A 16,547-nucleotide genomic window follows, 5' to 3' on the forward strand; every position below is an offset into this window, starting at 1 on the left:
GATGACCATGTTCGGGGACGGCCTCGACGCCGCGGTGCACAAGGCGTTCACCCGCCCGGCGCCCAAGAGCGCGGGCGCGCGGATGCGGTACCTCGTCAGGCAGCTCAAGGGCACCATGCCGGTTGCCGAGCTGCTGGGGGTCTCCCAGCGCACCGTCGAGCGGTACGTGAAGGACCAGATCAAAAAGCCCCGCCCGCGGCTCGCCGCGCGCCTGGAGCGCGAGGTGAAGAACAGGTGGCAGCCGCAGATCCGGGCCAAGGCCCGGCAGAAGGCAGCCACGACCGGTGGCATCGTCATCGACACCCGCGCCCGCCTCGGCTACACCGCACCGATCGGCTCCACGGACCAGGACCGCATCCGGCACCTGACCCTCGCCCTGCCACCCCGGTACGCCGCCCGCCTCTTCGAGGCCCAGGAGGCCGGCGCCGGCGACCAGCAGCTGCGGGAGATCGCCGCCGAAGCGCTCAAGGAGGTGTACTTCCAGGACAACGGCCGCCGCGCCGGCCAGCTGGAAGAGGTGCGCTTCACCGATATCGAGCACCTGGAATTCGAGCTGTAGCAGCCACGCCCTGATCAGTCCGCGAGCCCGGATGTGCCTGAGCGCTTCAGTCGGCCGGTGAGCGTGTGCGCCGGCCGGCGCCGCAGGACCGGCAGGCTGAAGGCGCCGAGGCGGCTTTCGGCCCACTGCGAGATCGGCGATCATCGGGTCAGATCCGGGCCTGGGGCGTGGCCGCGGCGGCCCGCGCGGCCAGGACCCGGGTGGCGCGCGCCAGTTCCGGAGGGCCTTCGACGCGGTAGGGCAGGCCCACCGAGGCGAGGGCGCCCGCCAGCCAGTCCCAGTCGTCCGCGCCGGTGAGATACCGGCAGCGGTCCGGGCCGGTCGGCTCCAGTGTGCCCGCCCGAGCGGTCAGCCGCCGCGCGACCGCGCCGGCCGGCGCCAGGAACAGCACCGCGCCCTTCGGCTCCCCCGGGCGGGGGAAGAGCCCGGCGGACTCCTCGGGGACCGGGCGCGGCGAGAACGTCGTACCCGGCACCCGCAGACCGGCGATCCGGTCCGCCCGGAAGGTGCGCCAGTCCGCGCGGTCCTCGTCCCACGCCAGCAGGTACCAGCGGTGCGCCCAGAGCACCAAGCGGTGCGGCTCCGCGCGGCGCTCGCCGGCGCCGCCGTCACGGGCGGCGTAACGGAAACGCACGTGGAAGCGCAGGTGTGTGGCGGTGGCCAGTCGTTCCACGGTGCCGAGATCGTCTGCCCGGCCCGGTCCGGGCGGCACCTCCGTGGCCGCCAGTAGCCCTTCGATCCGGCCGCGCAGCCGGACGGGCAGCGCCTCCTCGAGCTTGTGCAGGGCGGTGTCGACCGGACCGGGCCCGTCGCCTCCGTACGCCGCGGCGGCGTGCCGCAGTCCCACCGCCGTGGCCACCGCCTCCTCCTCGGACAACAGCAGTGGCGGCACTTCCTGCCCGGCGGGCAGCCGGTAGCTGCCTCCGGTGCCGCGCGCCGACTCCACCCGGTAGCCCAGGCGCCGAAGCCGCTCCACGTCCCTGCGCAGCGTGCGCGGTGAGACGCCGAGCCGGGCCGCGAGGTCCGCCCCCGGGCGCGGTACCCCGGCAGCCAGCAACGACAGCAACTCCAGCATCCGGGCGCTCGGGTGATTCATGCGCCCAGCCTCGCACCCTTGCGGTCAGGTTCCGGCCGCAAGGGCGGTTACGGTGCCGCGCACACAGCTCCACGACACCGAGGAGACCCGATGACCATCGTCGTCACCACACCTACCGGCCAGGTCGGCTCGCGGGTGGTCCGGCTGCTGCTCCAGGCCGGCGCGCGGCCCCGCGTCCTGCTGCGCGACCCGGCGCGGCTGAAGCCGGACGTCCGGGCGCGGGTGGACGCCCGCCGTGGCGACCTCACCGATGCCGGCTTCGTCCGCGCAGCGATGGCGGGTGCCACTGCCGCCTTCCTGGTGGACCCGACACCGCACACCGTCCAGGACCCGGTGGACACATCGCGCCGCACCGGAGCCGTGATGGCCGCGGCCGTGCGGGAAGGCGGTGTGCGACGCGTGGTGTTCCTCAGCAGTGTCGGCGCGGAAATGCGGCACGGCGCCGGCCACATCGACGGGCTGGCCGCCATCGAGGAACAACTCGACGCCACCGGCGCCGACGTACTGCATCTGCGCTGCGGCTACTTCTTCACCAACCTGCTCGCCGCTCTCGACGACCTCGCCGCCGGCCGGCTGACCACCGCCGACGGCCCCGACCGGACCCTGCCATGGGTCGACCCCCGCGACATCGGCGACATCGCCGCCGCCCGGCTGCTGAACGACACCTGGCACGGCCGCACCGCTCAGGGCGTCCACGGCCCCGAGCACCTGTCGTGGCGGCGGGTCGCGGAGATCCTCACGGTGGCGCTCGACCGCGACATCCGGCTGCGGGTGGTGTCGGACGACGACATCCGTCATACGCTCACCGCGGCCGGCCTGCCGCCGCGTGCGGTCGCCGGCATCATCGGCATGACCGCGGGCACCCGCAACCTGACCCCCGAGCAGCCACGGGACGAGGACACCACCACGCCTACCACCTTGGCCAGTTGGGCCCACGCGCACCTGCGCCCCCTGCTCGCCGCGCACCGGACCGAACCCGCGCCGAGGCGCAGCACGCGCTGACGGCCGCCGACCAAGGCTCGACCGGCCAACCGAAGCACCCGGGCACAGCCGGCCGGTCCGGGCTCGGCGGTGTGCCGATCACCGTGTCGGTGGAGGTGCTGGTCATCGACACGGTGTCGCTGCGGCACGCCCCGCTCGGGACGCGCTCGGCAAGCGGCCGGTTCGCCGCGCTCCGGGCATGCGCTCCACGCGCTACGCAGCGGCCCGTGGAGTCAGTGACGCGGGGTGGAACTGCTCGACGCGGTCGCGCTCGGTGTACATGTTCCAGTAGTGCTCGGCAAGGTCGTCCGGGTCGACGACCGGGAAGTGCGGGCCGTCGGCCGCCGATGCGAAGGCGGCCTGGGCCGCGGCGGTCACCTCACTGCGGGCGATCAGGGACGCGATGGTCAGCACGCCGACGTAGACACCCGCGCCGGCCAGCTCGGCGTGGAGGGAGTGCAGGTAGTTACGGGTGGCGGCCATCACCGGTCCCAGGCCGCTGAGGTGGGGCATCGGCTGCGCCGCCGAGTAACCCTCGGCCAGCAGGAAGGCGCCGTCGCCCCGCTCGGTCCACTCCGGCAGCACGGCCCGGACCACCTCGACCGGGGTGAGCAGCAGCAGCGGTAGCAGGCCCTCCAGGGTGACCGCGTCCAGCGCGGCGGCCGGGGTGAAGCTCTGGCTGGTGCTGATCGGCCCGTACTCGATCACGTCGATCCGGTCGAAGCGGTCACGGATCGCCTCGACGAGGGCGGGCACCCCGGCGGGTTGGGACAAGTCGGCGGGGAAGGCGGTCGCCTCGATGCCTTCGTCGGCGAGCTCCTCGGCGAGGGCGTCCAGCCGGTCCTTGCGACGGGCCACCAGGGCGACCCGGAAACCCTCACGCCCGAAGCGGCGGGCCACCGACACGCCCAGACCGGTACCGGCACCGAAGACGGCGATCACTTTGGACATCGGACTGCTCCTTACCGCAACAGCATACTTGACCCGTGGGTCAACTTATGTCCCGAAACCATAGCAGCTAACTTGACCACGGGGTCAGGTTTTCTCGGTCCGGAGATGCGACCATGGAGACCTCAACGCCAGGACCAGGAGGCACGACCCGATGCGGGCCGACGCTCAACGCAACGCGGAGAAACTGAGAGCAGCCGCCGCTGAGCTCTTCAAGGAGCGCGGCCTCAAGGTGCCCCTCAAAGAGATCGCCCGTCGGGCCGGCGTGAGCCACGGCACCCTTTACAACCTCTTCGGCACCCGCGAGGCGCTCATCGACGAGGTGGTCACCGACCTGGCCTCGGACCGCCTCGGCGAAGCCGCCGAGCACGCCCTGTCCCTCGAGGACGCCTGGGAGGGGTTCGCGTACTACGTCGAGAAGGTCTGCGAGCTCCAGGCCACCGATCCCGCGGTCGCCGACGTGGTCAGCGGACGCTACCCGCGCGCCGAGCGGCTGATGACACTCTGCGACCGGGCGCAGGAAGCCGGCTCACAAGTCATCGAGCGCGCCCAGCAGGCCGGTAGCCTCCGCCCCGACTTCACCAGCGAGGACCTCCTGCTCATCTTCGCCACCAACGCTCCGCTCGCCCGAGCGGCCGCGGACGCCGCGCCCGACGCCTGGCGCCGCGGACTCGCCTTCGTACTCGACGGACTGCGCACGGAGGCCACGCGACGACCGCTGCCCGTCGCCCCGCTGACCACGGCTCAGGTATACGACGTGATGGAAAACCTCACGGGTACGCCGTAGCGAGCGAAAACCGCCGCCCTCGACCGGGCGCAGCATGCCTCTTTGGCGTGTCTCACCACGTCGGCCTGGCCGGTCGCCGGCTCCGGAGCGCGCGCGGCGCTCACCCGCCGCCGGGCGAGGCCGCCAGTGGCTTGCAGGCCGCAGCTCGGCCCGAGTGTGCTCGCGCTGGCCCGGCGCTGAGATCCGATACGGGGCCCGCCGGGACCAAGCAGGCCGCCTTCCCACACATCACTCGATCGTCGATCTGCGTGTCGTTGGCCGATACCCGGCGGGCACGGATCGAGCCGTTGCTCCCCCACATGGCCTACATGGCCCACCGCCCCAGATCATCACCACCCGCACGGCACGGACCGATGCCGACCGGCGGGGAAGACTCAGGGGTTCTCCGTGGCGATGCCGGAGTCCCGGCTGAGCATGCCGGTCAGGCCGTATGCCCGGACGGCCCTTACCCGTCGGGGATGACCCACGGCGGCCAGGGCGGACAGCGGACTGCTCCGCCGGTCTTGATAGTCGTCGGCGCGTCAACCACGCCGCAGGCGCTCCGCGCCGACCGACTGCGTGGCATCATGCGGTTCCTGGAGCCCGGCGCAGCCATGGCGTAGGGCACGCAGTCACCGAGCAGGAGAGCCCATTGGCCACCACAGCCCCGCAAGGCGTCCCCGTCCCGCCACCCGGGTCCGGTGCCATGCCGCTGCCTCCGGAGCTCGATCCGGAGGCCGTCCAGCGATGGCGCGCTTCCTCGGGAGCGGTGGTCGACCTGCTCGTCCAAGCGCGCGAGCTCGGCGGGGTCAGCGCGGTGCGCCTCGGCCCGCTCCCCACCGTGCTGGTCACCGACCCAGGGGCGGTGCAGCACGTCCTCGCCCTTCATCCGGACCGCTACGTCAAGCGCTCGCACCGGGCCCGGGTGCTGGTCGGAGGCGGTGTGCTGTCGGCCACCGGCGAACCGTGGAAGCGTCAGCGCCGCCTTCTCCAGGCTCAGTTCACCGGCGCCGGGATCCGCCGCTACGAACAGCGGATCGGCGGCGCCGCGCGCCGCGCCGCCGACCACTGGGCGGAGTGCGCCCGTACCGGCACACCGACCGACGTCGGCGAGGACATGCGCTTCTTCGCCCTGGACACCATCTGGCGCTCCCTGACCGGCCACCCCCTCGACGAGACCACGAACCGCGAACTCGCCGCCGTCGAGGCGGTAGGAGCCGCCCTTCCGGCCACCCCCTCCGCGTCGGCCGACGCGGCCGGGCTGCGCGCCGCCGTGGCCGCGGACCTCGCGAGGATCGACGCCGTCGCCGGACGGGCGATCGCGGCCGCCCGCCGAGAAGAGGCAGGACCGGAAGGCCCCGGCCTGCTGCACGTCCTGGTGGACGCCGGGAGGACCCACCCCGAATACACCGACCAGCTGATCCGCGATGAGCTGGTCACCCTGCTCGCCGCTGGTCACGAAACCACTGCCAAGACGCTGACCTGGCTGTATCTGCTGCTCGACCGCCATCCCGAAGCCCGCCGCTGGGCCCTGGGCGCGGGAGCCGCGGGATCGCCCGAGCGGGAGAAGGCCCTCCGGGCCCTCGTCTCGGAGACCCTGCGGCTCTACCCTGCGGCGTGGCTGATCCCCCGTCACGCCACCGAGGACGACACCATCGCCGGCTACCGCGTGGTGGACGGCACTGACATCTTCGTGTGCCCGTACCTCACCCATCGCGATCCGGCACTGTGGCCCGAGCCGGAGCGGTTCGACCCCGAACGGTTCACCGCCGCGGGCGAGGACCGCCGCCCCTCCCGGCACGGCGCGTACTACCCCTTCGGCACCGGTCCCCGGGCCTGCCTGGGCGCGCAGTTCGCCATGCGCGAGACGACCGTGCTCCTGGAGCACCTGCTCCCCGCCTTCACCCCCTCCTTCCACACCACCCCGGCCTCAGCCGTCTTCGGGCTCACCGTCCGCCCCGACGGCCCGACGCCCGCCACCATCACGCCCACTCCGGACGGCTCATAGAACACCCCCGCCGGCGGCGGGCTGGTCCGGAGACCAGAGCCCGGTCCGAGATCGATTGTCAGTGGTGGGTGAGAAGGTAGGAGCATCGAGAGAGAAAAGGGGGAGCGGCCATGTCCGGAAACCAGAACTACATCAATCACGTTGCTCTTGTACTGGATGCCAGTTCGTCCATGTCGCACTTGAGCCGCAAGGTCGTCGAAGTCGCCGACCAGCAAATTGCGTATCTGGCCCGCCGGTCGAAGGAACTGGACCAGGAAACCCGCGTCACAGTGTACGTTTTCGCGGACAAGGTGGAGTGCGTCATCTACGACAAGGACGTGCTGCGGATGCCGTCCCTGAAGCAGCTCTACCGGGTCGGTGGAATGACGGCTCTGCTGGCGGCCACACTCAAGTCGCAGCGCGAGCTGGCGCAGACGGCCCAGCTGTACGGCGACCACAGCTTCCTGACGTTCGTGCTGACCGACGGTCAGGAGAACGCAAGTCATCGCTGCCCGGATGCCCCTACCAAGAACCAGCGTGACCTGGTGCAGGCCGTGGCCAAGATGATCGAGACGCAGGAGGACAACTGGACGCTGGCCGTCCTGGTGCCGGACCAGATGGGCAAGCGCGAGGCCATGCAGTGCGGCTTCCCGAAGGACAACGTCGCCATCTGGGACGCCACGAGCACACAGGGTCTGGAGGAGGCAGGGCAGGTCATCCAGCAGGCCACCGAGAACTTCATGGTGGGCCGGACCCGGGGCATCCGGGGATCGCGGGCGGTGTTCTCCACGAGCGCGGAAGCGGTCAACAAGGACACTATCGAAGCGGCCGGCCTCACCCCGGTGGATCCCTCGGAATACCAGCTGATTCCGGTGGCTCGCGAAGCGGCGATACGGGACTGGGTCATCGAATGCGGACACACTTACCGCACCGGTTGTGCCTTCTATCAGCTGAGCAAATCGGAGAAGATCCAGGCGCGAAAGCAGATAGCAGTGCTGGAGAAGAAGACGGACCGGGTATACACGGGTCCGGAAGCCCGATCCCTGCTCGGCCTGCCGGACCAGGAAGTCCGCGTCAGCCCGGACCGCAACGACGACTTCACCATCTTCGTACAGAGCACGAGCGTGAACCGGAAACTGGTCCCCCACACCCGGCTCTTGCTCATGATCTGAGAGACCGGAATCCCCACCGGACCGACTGGCAATGTGACCTTGAGGCGGCGCGAGCCGGGACCCGAGCCCGGCCCGCCGAGGTGAGCGAGGGGGCCGCGGCTCCGCGGTTCGGAGACGCGGCCCCAAGGCTTCCGCCCCGACTCCCGCGCATCACGCCTCAGCGGTCAGAAGCGGTCCGGGGAGCGCTGCGGGAGCGGGCTCCCGGAAGGTACGTCCTGCTTCCGGTCCTCCCCGGCGTCGGCGTTCGAGTCGGCCGTCGCCTGGCAGGTCAGGTCCTTCGCGGGAAGCTTGCCGGTGGTCAGGTAGCCCGCCACCGTGCCGTCCGTGCACGCGTTGCCGCTCGGGTAGACGCCGTGGCCCTCGCCGCCGAGGACCGTCAGCATCTTCGAGCCCTTCAGGTCGGCGTGCAGGGCCTGACCGCTGGGCAGCGGGGTCTGGGAGTCCCACTGGTTCTGCACGACCAGCGAGCCGACCTTGTTGTTCACGACGGTGGCCGGTTCAGCGGACTTGTCCCAGAACGCGCAGGGCTTGATGCTGGACGCGAAGTCGCCGAAGAGGGGATAGCGGTTCTTGTCCTCGATGGCGTCCCGCCGATAGCTCTCGGGGTCGCGGGACCAGGCGGCGGAGTTGTCGTTGCACACCACGGTCCAGAAGCTCGCGGTGCCGTTGTCGGCCGGTGTGTCGGAGTCAGCGGCCAGGCGCGCCGTTCCGGCCGGGGCCGGGAGCTTCTTCGCGGAGGCGGGCTCGCCGGCCGCGGCCTTCTTCAGCTCCACGACCAGTTCGGTGCCGTCCTGCACACTGAAGACCGCGCCGCGCATCATGCTCCGGATGTCATCGCCGGTGTAGGTCTGCCCGTCCATCTCGATGGGCGTCTCGTCCGCCTGCTGGACCAGGTCCCAGAACGTCCGGTCGACCTTCTTCGGAGTGTCACCGAGGCCGTACTTCTCCGAACGCGCCGCGGCCCACTCGGTCCACCGGTCGAACGCGGGCTCGGCGCCCTCCGCCCACCACTGGATCATCCCCCGCCAGGCGCGCGCCGGATCGACCGCGCTGTCCAGCACGAACCGGTCGGCCCGTTGCGGGAACAGCTGCGTGTAGACGGCGCCGAGGTAGGTCCCGTACGAGTAGCCGAGGTATGAGATCTTCTTCTCGCCGAGGATCGCCCGGAGCAGATCCATGTCACGCGCCGTGTTGCGCGTGGTGATGTGCTTGAGCGTGTCGCCCGACTTCTGGCGGCACTTGGCGGCCACGTCACGCGCCCAGGCGACATCCTTGTCGAACGTCGCTTCCTGGTACGGCCGCAACCAGTTCTCCTCCTCCGGTTCCAGATTGCAGGTGACGGGCGTGCTCCGGCCCACTCCACGCGGGTCGAAGCCGATGAGGTCGTACTTCTGCCGGGTGGACCCGGGCAGCGCGTCCTTCATGTGCAACGGCATGTCGAGCCCCGGACCGCCGGGTCCGCCGGGGTTGGAGAGCAGGACACCGTGCCGCTGGTCGGGTGTGGCGCTCTTGATCCGGGATATGGCCATGTCGATCCGCTTGCCACCGGGAACCCGGTAGTCAAGCGGCACCTTGATCGTCGCGCACTGATACTCCGCGGGCAGGTCGTCCTGGCACCGCTGCCACTTCGGCTTCTGCTTGACGTACCAGTCCATGGCGCTCGCGGTGGCGGAGGAGGAGGCGGCGGACGTCGGGGCGGCCGCCTCAACCGTGTCGGCCGGGGCGGCGCTGGCCGTCGAGGTGGCGAGCACGGGCGCCAGCGTTGCCGTGACACTGACGGCCAGCAGGGGCGCGAGACCTCGTCTACGCACGAAATCGTTCCTTCCGGTCACGTGTTGCGAACAGGAACGATCATTCAGGTGGCGTGCGTCGGGGAACATCGGCCGTGCGGCCCCAACTCCCCTCCGCCTTGAGAGTGATGGGGCGGCTCGTGCCTGGTCCCCTGGTTGTAGCGGACGGGTGCGGGGTGCCCGGTACGCCGTCCCTCGTCAGCCACGGGAAACGGTCGGACGGTCGGCGGAGCCATGACCGACGTCAACGCCCTGGCCACAGACCGGCGTTGTCCACCCCGGCGTGTCCGGACGCTGTGCGGATTGTGGAACCATCTTGTGAGACTCGGACACGTATCCGAACATCACTTGCGACCGGCTTGATATCCAGAGCCGGAGCACCGGGATGTCTTCGAGGCGCAGCCAAAGTCCCCGCGTGACGAACCGCCCCCACGAACGAACGGACAAGCACACCATGGGCCGACACCGCCGAATATCCCCGTCTCCCCGTACCGCCCTGGCGTCACGCGCGGCGCTGGCCGCGGGAGCGCTCGTGCCGACGATCGTCGCGGTGGGGTCGGCTCACGCAGCCACCCCGCAGGCGGCGATCTGCACCTCGGACAATCCGGAACTCGCCGACAAGCTCTCCCAGGACATCAACTCGGCACTGGACGGCTCCCCCGCCACGACCGCGATCAGCCTCCATGACCGCACCACGAACACGACTTGCACTCTGGATGCGGACCGCACGTTCGACTCGGCGAGCACGGTCAAGGTGACCGTGCTCGCCACACTGCTGTGGGACGCGCAGAAGGAGGATCGCGCCCTGACGCAGGAGGAGAAGGACCGCGCCACCGCCATGATCACACAGTCCGACAACGATGCCACCACCGCGCTGTGGAAGCAGCTCGGGACGGACAGGATCAGCGGGTTCCTGCAAGCCGCGGGAATGACCAACACCACCCTGGACAGCGAAGGTCACTGGGGACTCACCCAGATCACCGCGAACGACGAGGAAAAACTCCTCCACCTGGTCACCCACGCCAACCCGGTGCTCAACGAGGACTCCCGCGCCTACATCCTGAAGCTGACGAGCGAGGTCATCCCCTCACAGCGCTGGGGAACCCCGGCCGGCGCGCCGAGCGACGCGCAGGTGCATGTGAAGAACGGCTGGCTGGAGCGGGCCACGAACGGCTGGCGTGTGCACAGCCTCGGCGCTTTCACCGGCGGCGACCACGACTACACCATCACGGTGCTCTCGCAGGACAACGCCACGATGGACGACGGCATCGCCACCATCGAAGGCATCGCCCGCGCCGTCCACAAGAACCTCAACGCCCCCGCGTCCAGCGCTCACTCACCGGGATGAGCTGGGGGCCTTGCCTTACGACCTGGAGCCCCGGCCGCCGTCCCCGGTGGCGGAGAAGCCAGACAGAGCGCTGACCGTACCGATCACCATCGGTATCGCTCTCGGATCGTTCTGGCTGGCCTCCGGCCGCCGGTCAACCCAGACGGCAGCTGGAACCCGCAGTGGGCTGCTGTCGTGGCCTTCCCCGCACCTGACCAGGAGTCGATGCCGGCGGCTGCCGCCTGCCACGTCCGCCATTCCCAACCGGCCCTCCAGCCGGTGGGCCGGCTGTCGGGCAGGGCGCAAACGGTTTTATCGATCGCCACACGGTGCCCACGGGCAGTTGCCGGCGAGCCATGAAGCTCGGCGACCCCGAGGCGCCCAGGGCTCGGTCAGCGGAACCAGACCAGCACCGGGATACGGATCTCGCGTATGTCGCGGAGAGCGACGTACTCGAACACGACGGGCTCGCCGGGGCTCTGGAGGCTGTACCGGGTGCCGAGGTCGTCCATGTCGTCCATCGGGTCACCGGGCGGCCGCCGGTCACGGTCGATCGCGCCACCGACCTCCAGGGCCAACGCGCGCAGGAAGTTGACCACCTTCTTCGACAGGTCCGGTGGCATGTCGAGCATCGTCTGAGCCGGGATCTCCTCCGTCCAGACGGTCCAGCCGCGGCGCGGGGCGTCGCTCACCGAGCGGCCCCTTCGAGCTGGTCGGCGAGCTCGTCCACAGACACCAGGCGGCGGCCGGCAGCGGCGTTCGCACGGCTGTCCTCGGCACCAGGGGCGCGATCGAGCATCGCGGCCTTCCACCAGCTGCGCATGACGCCGGGAACGTCCTCCTCCTCGGCAGCCAGAACCTCGCTGTAGAAGCGGGCCCGCTGCGCACCGCGCAAAGCGTCACCGATGGCATTGATCGTGTGCGGGATCGCCGTGACCTGGCGGTCAGTCGGGTGGTCCGGCTGTGCGCTCATCCCTCGTTCCCTTCGTTCCCTCGTCGCTCCGAGTCTGACGACCGGCGGCCGAACCGTCCAGACCCGCTCGGCACCTCCGATTCTCCCGTACCACACAGCCTGTCCCCGGCCTGTCCCCGGGGCGACGGCCGGGATGCCGCGGAACGCCCCGCCGACCCCTCGGCAGCTCCTCCGGACCCGCGTCTACTCTGGATACGTCGGCGCGCACCCTGACAGGGACGCGACCTCTTCACCGAAGGGCAGTACCGTGCTGCGCACCATGTTCAAGTCCAAGATCCACCGGGCCACCGTGACCCAGGCCGATCTGCACTATGTGGGCTCCGTGACCGTTGACCGCGACCTGATGGACGCCGCCGACCTACTCCCCGGCGAACTGGTACATATCGTCGACATCACCAATGGCGCCCGGCTGGAGACCTATGTGATCGAGGGCGAGCGAGGCACTGGCGTGCTCGGCATCAACGGCGCCGCCGCCCATCTGGTGCACCCCGGTGACCTGGTCATCCTCATCAGCTACGCCCAGGTCGACGACGCGGAGGCCCGTACCCTGCGGCCTGCCGTCGTCCATGTCGACGCCGCCAACCGGATCATCGCGCTGGGCGACGACGCTGCCGAGCCCGCCCCCGGCACAGACACCGTCCGCCCTCCGCACGCGGCCGCGCACGCCTGAGCCATCGCCGCATCCGCCGTCGCCGACGATGTCGGCGACGGCCCGTTCGGCGTCGGACGTGGCGCTGCGCCCAGGGGGCGGGCGCGCGATCAGTGGACCTTCAGTCCCTGACCGCGCCCTCGATCTTGTACGCGATGGCGATGAACGCCTCGACCTCGTCCGGTGTCAGGTTCGCCACCGAGTCCTGCTCCAGGGTCCGCCACATGGCCGCGATCGGCTGCCGCATGGCGCGGCCCTTCTCGGTGAGGTGGACGACCATCACCCGCCGGTCGTGCTCGGCCGGCTCGCGGGTGAGCAGGCCCGCTTCCTGCATGCGGCGCAGCGACTTGGAAACGGTGGAGTGGTCCAGCCCGACGCTTTCGAGGAGTTCGGACTGGGTCTGGCCGTCCTTGTCGAACAGCTGCATCAGCAGCAGTTCCTGTCCCGGGTGCAGACGCATCTCCCGGAGCATGGCGGCGGCCCTGCCGCGGTGGGCTCGGGAGAGCTGGAAGACCGCGTAGCTCAGCCGCCCCTCGCCGACCGCGCCTGGGGACTGCGGGATGGGGGAAGCGGGGTCGGTCACGGGTGGGTCCTCCTTCAGGACGCGAGCGTGGGGTAGTCGGTGTATCCGGCCGCGCCGCCGCCGTAGAACGTCGTCGGGTCGGGGGTGTTGAGGGGTGCCCCTGAGCGTATCCGCTCGACCAGGTCGGGGTTGGCCAGGGCCGGCGCGCCGACGGTGACGACGTCGGCACGCCCGTCGGCGATGTCCGCCGCGCGGGCGGCCAGGTCGGCACCGGCCCGGTTGACCAGCAGGGCGGTCGGCCACAGTGTCCGCAGGGTGTCCAGCAGTTCCTCGTCCCCGGCGTGGACGATGTGCAGGTAGGCGAGGTTGAGCGGGGCGAGCGCGCGGACCAGGGCGGGGTACAGCTCGTGGGTGTCGTCCTCCTCGATGTCGTTGTACGGGTTGGCGGGCGAGATCCGGATGCCGGTGCGGCCGGCGCCGATCTCCTCCGCCACCGCCGTGGCGACCTCCAGCGCGAAGCGGATGCGGCCCTCGACGGAGCCACCGTAGCGGTCGGTGCGGCGGTTGGCGTTGGTGGACAGGAACTGGTGCACGAGGTAGCCGCTGGCGCCGTGGATCTCGACACCGTCGGCCCCGGCCTCGACGGCGGCCGCGGCGGCGCGCCGGAAGTCCTCGACCGTCGCGGCGACCTCCCCGGTGGTCAGCTCGCGCGGCTGTGGCATCGGCTGGGGTCCGGAGGCGGTGAACATGGTGCCCGCGGGGCGGATCGCGGACGGGGCCACCGGCTGCCGCCCGTGCGGGGTGTTGTCGGGGTGGGCGATCCGCCCGGTGTGCATGAGCTGGATGACGATCCGTCCGCCGGCCGTGTGCACGGCGTCGGTGACCTTGCGCCAGCCGGCGATCTGCTCCTCGGTGTGGATTCCGGGGGTCAGCAGATAGCCCTGTCCGTCGGCGGAGGGCTGGGTTCCTTCGGTGACGATGAGGGCGTGCGAGGCCCGCTGGGCGTAGTACTCGGCGTTCAGCCCGGTCGGGACGCCTTCCGGGGTGGAGCGGTCCCTGGTCATCGGGGCCATGGCCAGCCGGTGCGGCAGGGCGATGTCGCCGATGGCGGTCGGTGTCCACAGGGCGTCCAGTGGGGTGTCGGGCATGAGGATTCCTCCTTGAGGGGCTGGTCCGACGGGCAAGGGCCACCCCTGCACGCAGGGTCTGGCCCGGCGGGCAAGGGCGGGGCGGCCGGGGCGGGTTTCAGGCGACGGTGAGGACGAGCTTGCCGCGGCCGTGGCCGGCGTCGCTGGCCCGCTGGGCCTCGGCGGCCTCGCCGAGCGGGTAGGTGGCGCCGACCGTGGTCACCAGCCGGCCGGTGGCGGCCTGACGGGCGAGTTCGGCCAGCCGGGTGGCCGACTTGCGCTGGGGGCCCTCGGCGAAGACGACGCCCAGTTCTCCGGCGCGGAAGTCGGCGGTGGTGACGATCCGGTCGGTGCCGTCGCGCAGGGTGATGGAGTCCTCCAGCGCACCCTTGCCGGCGGCGTCGAGGACGGCGTCCACACCGTCGGGGGCGAGGGCGCGGACCCGCTCGACCAGGCCCTCGCCGTAGGTCGTGGCTGTGGCGCCGAGAGAGGTGAGGTACTCCTGGTTGCCGGGGCCGGCGGTGCCGATGACGCGTGCGCCGCGGGCGGTGGCCAGCTGGACGGCGATGGTGCCGAGGGCCCCGGCCGCGCCGTGGATCAGCAGGGTCTCCCCGGCCTTGACGTCCAAGAGGTCCAGGACGCGGTCGGCGGCGTCGCTCGCGACCGGCAGCGCGACCGCATGCGTCCAGTCCAGCCCGGCGGGCTTGGGCGCTATGGCGGCGGGGGTGGTCAGGGCGTACTCGGCGTAGGCGCCGGTGTCGGACCAGCCGAGCACCTCGTCCCCCACCTTCACCTGGTCGACGCCCTCGCCCAGGGCGTCGACGACGCCGGCGATCTCACTGCCGGGGGTCGCGGGCAGCGGGACGGGGAAGATGGCCGCCATGCTCCCGGAGCGGATCTTGCCCTCCACCGGGTTGACCCCGACCGCCTTGATCCGGACGCGGACCTGGCCGGGGCCGGGCTCGGGGATCCCGGTCTCGGCCTCGTGCAGGACCTCGGTGCCGCCGAAGCGGTCGAAAACAATGGCCTTCATGGCAACTCCTTGAGCGGAACCTGGGTCGTCGCGCCACTTATGTGGCCGACCACGTAAACATAGCACCGGATTGCGTGGCTAGCCAAGTAATTGGGTGTGGTCCGCTGCGGAGCGGACCGACCGGGGGCTTCCCGCGCTGCTGCACGGCTTCGACGCACCGGCCGAGAGCGCCGCCAGTCGGTCGTTCGAGTACGCGGCGCCTCCGGCGAACCGACAGGCCACCGCTCAAGGCCGGTCACATGGTCGAGAATCGGTAAGGAGACAGGGGGGACCGGACAGGAGCCCATCGTGACCACACCGCGGATCGACTACCAGGCAGTGTTCGCCGTGACGCCCAGCCCCTACCTGCTGCTGAGTCCCGACCTGGTGATCGTCGCGGCCAACGAGGCCTATCTGCGGGCCACGGGCCGGACCAGGGAGGAGCTGATCGGCCGGTACCTCTTCGCTGTCCACCCCGACAATCCGGCAGACCCGCATGCCGACGGGGTGCGCAATCTGGACGCCTCCCTGCAGCGCGTTCTGCAATCGAAGAGACCGGACACGATGGCGGTGCAGAAGTACGACATCCCTGTCTCCGGCCGCCCGGGAGTGTTCCGGGCGAAATGGTGGTCGCCCATCAACACCCCCGTCCTCGGGCCTGACGGAGAGGTGCGGTGGATCATCCACCGGGTGGAGGACATGACCGAGTTCGTGCTGACCCGCCCTTCTCGCCCACGGCCGGAGGATCCAGGCGGGGAGCGCGAGGCGATGGAGGCAGAACTGTACACGCGGATGCGGGAACTCCAGCGCCTCAACGAGGAACTCCGCGAAGCCCACGACCGGGAGCGCCGCACGGCCCTCACCCTCCAAGAGGCCATGCTGCACTCCCCCGACCTGGCCGAACACCGAGAGATCGCCGTGCGCTACATGCCCGCCGCCCGATCACTCAACATCTGCGGCGACTGGTACGACGTGGTGGACCTCTCCAAGGACACCTACACCGTCGCGGTCGGCGACGTGGTCGGCCACGGACTGGAGGCCGCCACCATCATGGGCATGCTCCGCAGCGCCCTGTCCGCCGCCGTCCGCGCCATCTACGAGCCCGGCAGAGCGATGGACGTCCTCAGCCGCTACGCCAGCGCCTTCGAGGGGGCACTGGCCACGACCGCGGTCAAGGCCGTGATCGACACCCGTCATCAGCACATCACCTACACCAGCGCCGGCCATCCCCCGCCCGTCCTGTCCCGGTCGGACGGCACCGTCGTCCTGCTCGACCAGGCCACCGACCCTCCGCTGGGCGTCTTCGCCGGCCATGACCAGCGTCCTCAGGCCACGGTGTCCTACACCCCGGGCGACACGCTGGTGCTCTACACCGACGGACTCATCGAACGCCGCGGCGAGGACATCGACGCCGGTCTGCACCGCCTCACCGACGCCCTCGCCCGCCACACCTGCCTCAGCCCCGACCAACTGGCCGACACCCTGCTCACCCGGCTCGGCGTGGCCAACGGCGGACGCGACGACATCGCCTTGATCGTCGTCCGGCTGTGACCCCGCGGACGCACACGCCGGCGTTTCGCTGTCCGGTCCGCCGTCGCGCGGCCCCGTGCCGTCGGACACGCGGCGATGGCGACGCA

At 70.8% G+C, this 16,547-nt stretch carries 16 protein-coding genes; 8 read left to right on the forward strand and 8 right to left on the reverse strand.

What is annotated here, in order from left to right; genetic code table 11:
• Position 1 precedes the first annotated feature (1 nt).
• Entirely contained in the window at positions 2 to 559 is a 558-nt protein-coding gene (gene tpg / locus N6H00_RS01065; protein WP_268969578.1) for a telomere-protecting terminal protein Tpg, read from the forward strand.
• Between the two features lie 148 nt (positions 560 to 707).
• On the opposite strand, the gene N6H00_RS01070 is transcribed toward tpg, so the two are convergent.
• Positions 708 to 1,655, reverse strand: a complete 948-nt coding sequence (locus tag N6H00_RS01070) for a helix-turn-helix transcriptional regulator (RefSeq protein WP_268969579.1) — start codon at positions 1,653 to 1,655, stop codon at positions 708 to 710.
• Between the two features lie 90 nt (positions 1,656 to 1,745).
• On the opposite strand from N6H00_RS01070, the gene N6H00_RS01075 reads away from it, so the two are divergent.
• Positions 1,746 to 2,657, forward strand: coding sequence for an NmrA family NAD(P)-binding protein (locus N6H00_RS01075; protein WP_268969580.1), 912 nt, complete (start codon positions 1,746 to 1,748; stop codon positions 2,655 to 2,657).
• Between the two features lie 192 nt (positions 2,658 to 2,849).
• Here the strand turns inward: N6H00_RS01075 and N6H00_RS01080 are convergent, their stop codons facing one another.
• Positions 2,850 to 3,587, reverse strand: coding sequence for an SDR family NAD(P)-dependent oxidoreductase (locus N6H00_RS01080; protein ID WP_268969581.1), 738 nt, complete (start codon positions 3,585 to 3,587; stop codon positions 2,850 to 2,852).
• 151 nt (positions 3,588 to 3,738) lie between these two features.
• Between N6H00_RS01080 and N6H00_RS01085 the strand changes: the two genes are divergently transcribed.
• The 3 genes from N6H00_RS01085 to N6H00_RS01095 all read left to right on the forward strand — a co-directional run bounded on the left by N6H00_RS01085 (position 3,739) and on the right by N6H00_RS01095 (position 7,509).
• Positions 3,739 to 4,371: a TetR/AcrR family transcriptional regulator gene (locus N6H00_RS01085; RefSeq protein ID WP_268969582.1), complete on the forward strand. Its 633-nt coding sequence runs from the start codon at positions 3,739 to 3,741 to the stop codon at positions 4,369 to 4,371.
• Between the two features lie 685 nt (positions 4,372 to 5,056).
• Entirely contained in the window at positions 5,057 to 6,358 is a 1,302-nt protein-coding gene (locus tag N6H00_RS01090) for a cytochrome P450 (RefSeq protein ID WP_268969583.1), read from the forward strand.
• 110 nt (positions 6,359 to 6,468) lie between these two features.
• A complete protein-coding gene (locus N6H00_RS01095) occupies positions 6,469 to 7,509 on the forward strand; it encodes a vWA domain-containing protein (RefSeq protein WP_268969584.1) in 1,041 nt (346 codons plus the stop codon).
• Positions 7,510 to 7,673: 164 nt separating this feature from the next.
• Here the strand turns inward: N6H00_RS01095 and N6H00_RS01100 are convergent, their stop codons facing one another.
• Positions 7,674 to 9,320, reverse strand: a complete 1,647-nt coding sequence (locus N6H00_RS01100) for an alpha/beta hydrolase (protein WP_268969585.1) — start codon at positions 9,318 to 9,320, stop codon at positions 7,674 to 7,676.
• 529 nt (positions 9,321 to 9,849) lie between these two features.
• Between N6H00_RS01100 and N6H00_RS01105 the strand changes: the two genes are divergently transcribed.
• The gene (locus N6H00_RS01105; RefSeq protein WP_443073189.1) at positions 9,850 to 10,647 is read left to right on the forward strand and encodes a serine hydrolase; all 798 of its coding nucleotides are present in this window, start codon (positions 9,850 to 9,852) and stop codon (positions 10,645 to 10,647) included.
• 371 nt (positions 10,648 to 11,018) lie between these two features.
• On the opposite strand, the gene N6H00_RS01110 is transcribed toward N6H00_RS01105, so the two are convergent.
• Positions 11,019 to 11,318 carry a hypothetical protein gene (locus N6H00_RS01110; RefSeq protein ID WP_268969586.1) on the reverse strand — a complete coding sequence of 100 codons (300 nt, stop codon included), beginning with the start codon at positions 11,316 to 11,318 and terminating at the stop codon, positions 11,019 to 11,021.
• Positions 11,315 to 11,599 carry a hypothetical protein gene (locus tag N6H00_RS01115; RefSeq protein WP_268969587.1) on the reverse strand — a complete coding sequence of 95 codons (285 nt, stop codon included), beginning with the start codon at positions 11,597 to 11,599 and terminating at the stop codon, positions 11,315 to 11,317. Before N6H00_RS01115 ends, N6H00_RS01110 begins: the two co-directional genes overlap by 4 nt.
• 247 nt (positions 11,600 to 11,846) lie before the next feature.
• Here N6H00_RS01115 and panD point away from each other — a divergent pair, with 247 nt between their 5' ends.
• Positions 11,847 to 12,269, forward strand: coding sequence for an aspartate 1-decarboxylase (gene panD / locus N6H00_RS01120; RefSeq protein WP_268969588.1), 423 nt, complete (start codon positions 11,847 to 11,849; stop codon positions 12,267 to 12,269).
• A 100-nt stretch (positions 12,270 to 12,369) separates the two neighbouring features.
• Here panD and N6H00_RS01125 read toward each other — a convergent pair whose 3' ends face one another.
• The 3 genes from N6H00_RS01125 to N6H00_RS01135 form a co-directional block, all read right to left on the reverse strand.
• Positions 12,370 to 12,831, reverse strand: a complete 462-nt coding sequence (locus N6H00_RS01125) for a MarR family winged helix-turn-helix transcriptional regulator (protein WP_268969589.1) — start codon at positions 12,829 to 12,831, stop codon at positions 12,370 to 12,372.
• Between the two features lie 14 nt (positions 12,832 to 12,845).
• Positions 12,846 to 13,919: an alkene reductase gene (locus tag N6H00_RS01130; RefSeq protein WP_268969590.1), complete on the reverse strand. Its 1,074-nt coding sequence runs from the start codon at positions 13,917 to 13,919 to the stop codon at positions 12,846 to 12,848.
• Between the two features lie 97 nt (positions 13,920 to 14,016).
• Positions 14,017 to 14,931 carry an NADP-dependent oxidoreductase gene (locus N6H00_RS01135; RefSeq protein WP_268969591.1) on the reverse strand — a complete coding sequence of 305 codons (915 nt, stop codon included), beginning with the start codon at positions 14,929 to 14,931 and terminating at the stop codon, positions 14,017 to 14,019.
• A 288-nt stretch (positions 14,932 to 15,219) separates the two neighbouring features.
• On the opposite strand from N6H00_RS01135, the gene N6H00_RS01140 reads away from it, so the two are divergent.
• Positions 15,220 to 16,461, forward strand: a complete 1,242-nt coding sequence (locus N6H00_RS01140) for a PP2C family protein-serine/threonine phosphatase (protein WP_268969592.1) — start codon at positions 15,220 to 15,222, stop codon at positions 16,459 to 16,461.
• The last annotated feature ends 86 nt before the right edge of the window (positions 16,462 to 16,547 follow it).

The sequence above is a fragment of the Streptomyces sp. S465 genome (assembly GCF_026898115.1).
In the GTDB taxonomy this organism is placed as follows: domain Bacteria; phylum Actinomycetota; class Actinomycetes; order Streptomycetales; family Streptomycetaceae; genus Streptomyces; species Streptomyces luomodiensis.

Excerpts from the sequence above, each read along its gene's own strand:
- N6H00_RS01070 (WP_268969579.1), bottom strand. The coding sequence starts at position 1,655 with ATGAATCACCCGAGCGCCCGGATGCTGGAGTTGCTGTCGTTGCTGGCT.
- N6H00_RS01075 (WP_268969580.1), top strand. The coding sequence starts at position 1,746 with ATGACCATCGTCGTCACCACACCTACCGGCCAGGTCGGCTCGCGGGTG.
- N6H00_RS01090 (WP_268969583.1), top strand. The coding sequence starts at position 5,057 with ATGCCGCTGCCTCCGGAGCTCGATCCGGAGGCCGTCCAGCGATGGCGC.
- N6H00_RS01130 (WP_268969590.1), bottom strand. The coding sequence starts at position 13,919 with ATGCCCGACACCCCACTGGACGCCCTGTGGACACCGACCGCCATCGGC.
- N6H00_RS01135 (WP_268969591.1), bottom strand. The coding sequence starts at position 14,931 with ATGAAGGCCATTGTTTTCGACCGCTTCGGCGGCACCGAGGTCCTGCAC.
- N6H00_RS01085 (WP_268969582.1), top strand. The coding sequence starts at position 3,739 with ATGCGGGCCGACGCTCAACGCAACGCGGAGAAACTGAGAGCAGCCGCC.
- N6H00_RS01095 (WP_268969584.1), top strand. The coding sequence starts at position 6,469 with ATGTCCGGAAACCAGAACTACATCAATCACGTTGCTCTTGTACTGGAT.
- tpg (WP_268969578.1), top strand. The coding sequence starts at position 2 with ATGACCATGTTCGGGGACGGCCTCGACGCCGCGGTGCACAAGGCGTTC.
- N6H00_RS01080 (WP_268969581.1), bottom strand. The coding sequence starts at position 3,587 with ATGTCCAAAGTGATCGCCGTCTTCGGTGCCGGTACCGGTCTGGGCGTG.
- N6H00_RS01115 (WP_268969587.1), bottom strand. The coding sequence starts at position 11,599 with ATGAGCGCACAGCCGGACCACCCGACTGACCGCCAGGTCACGGCGATC.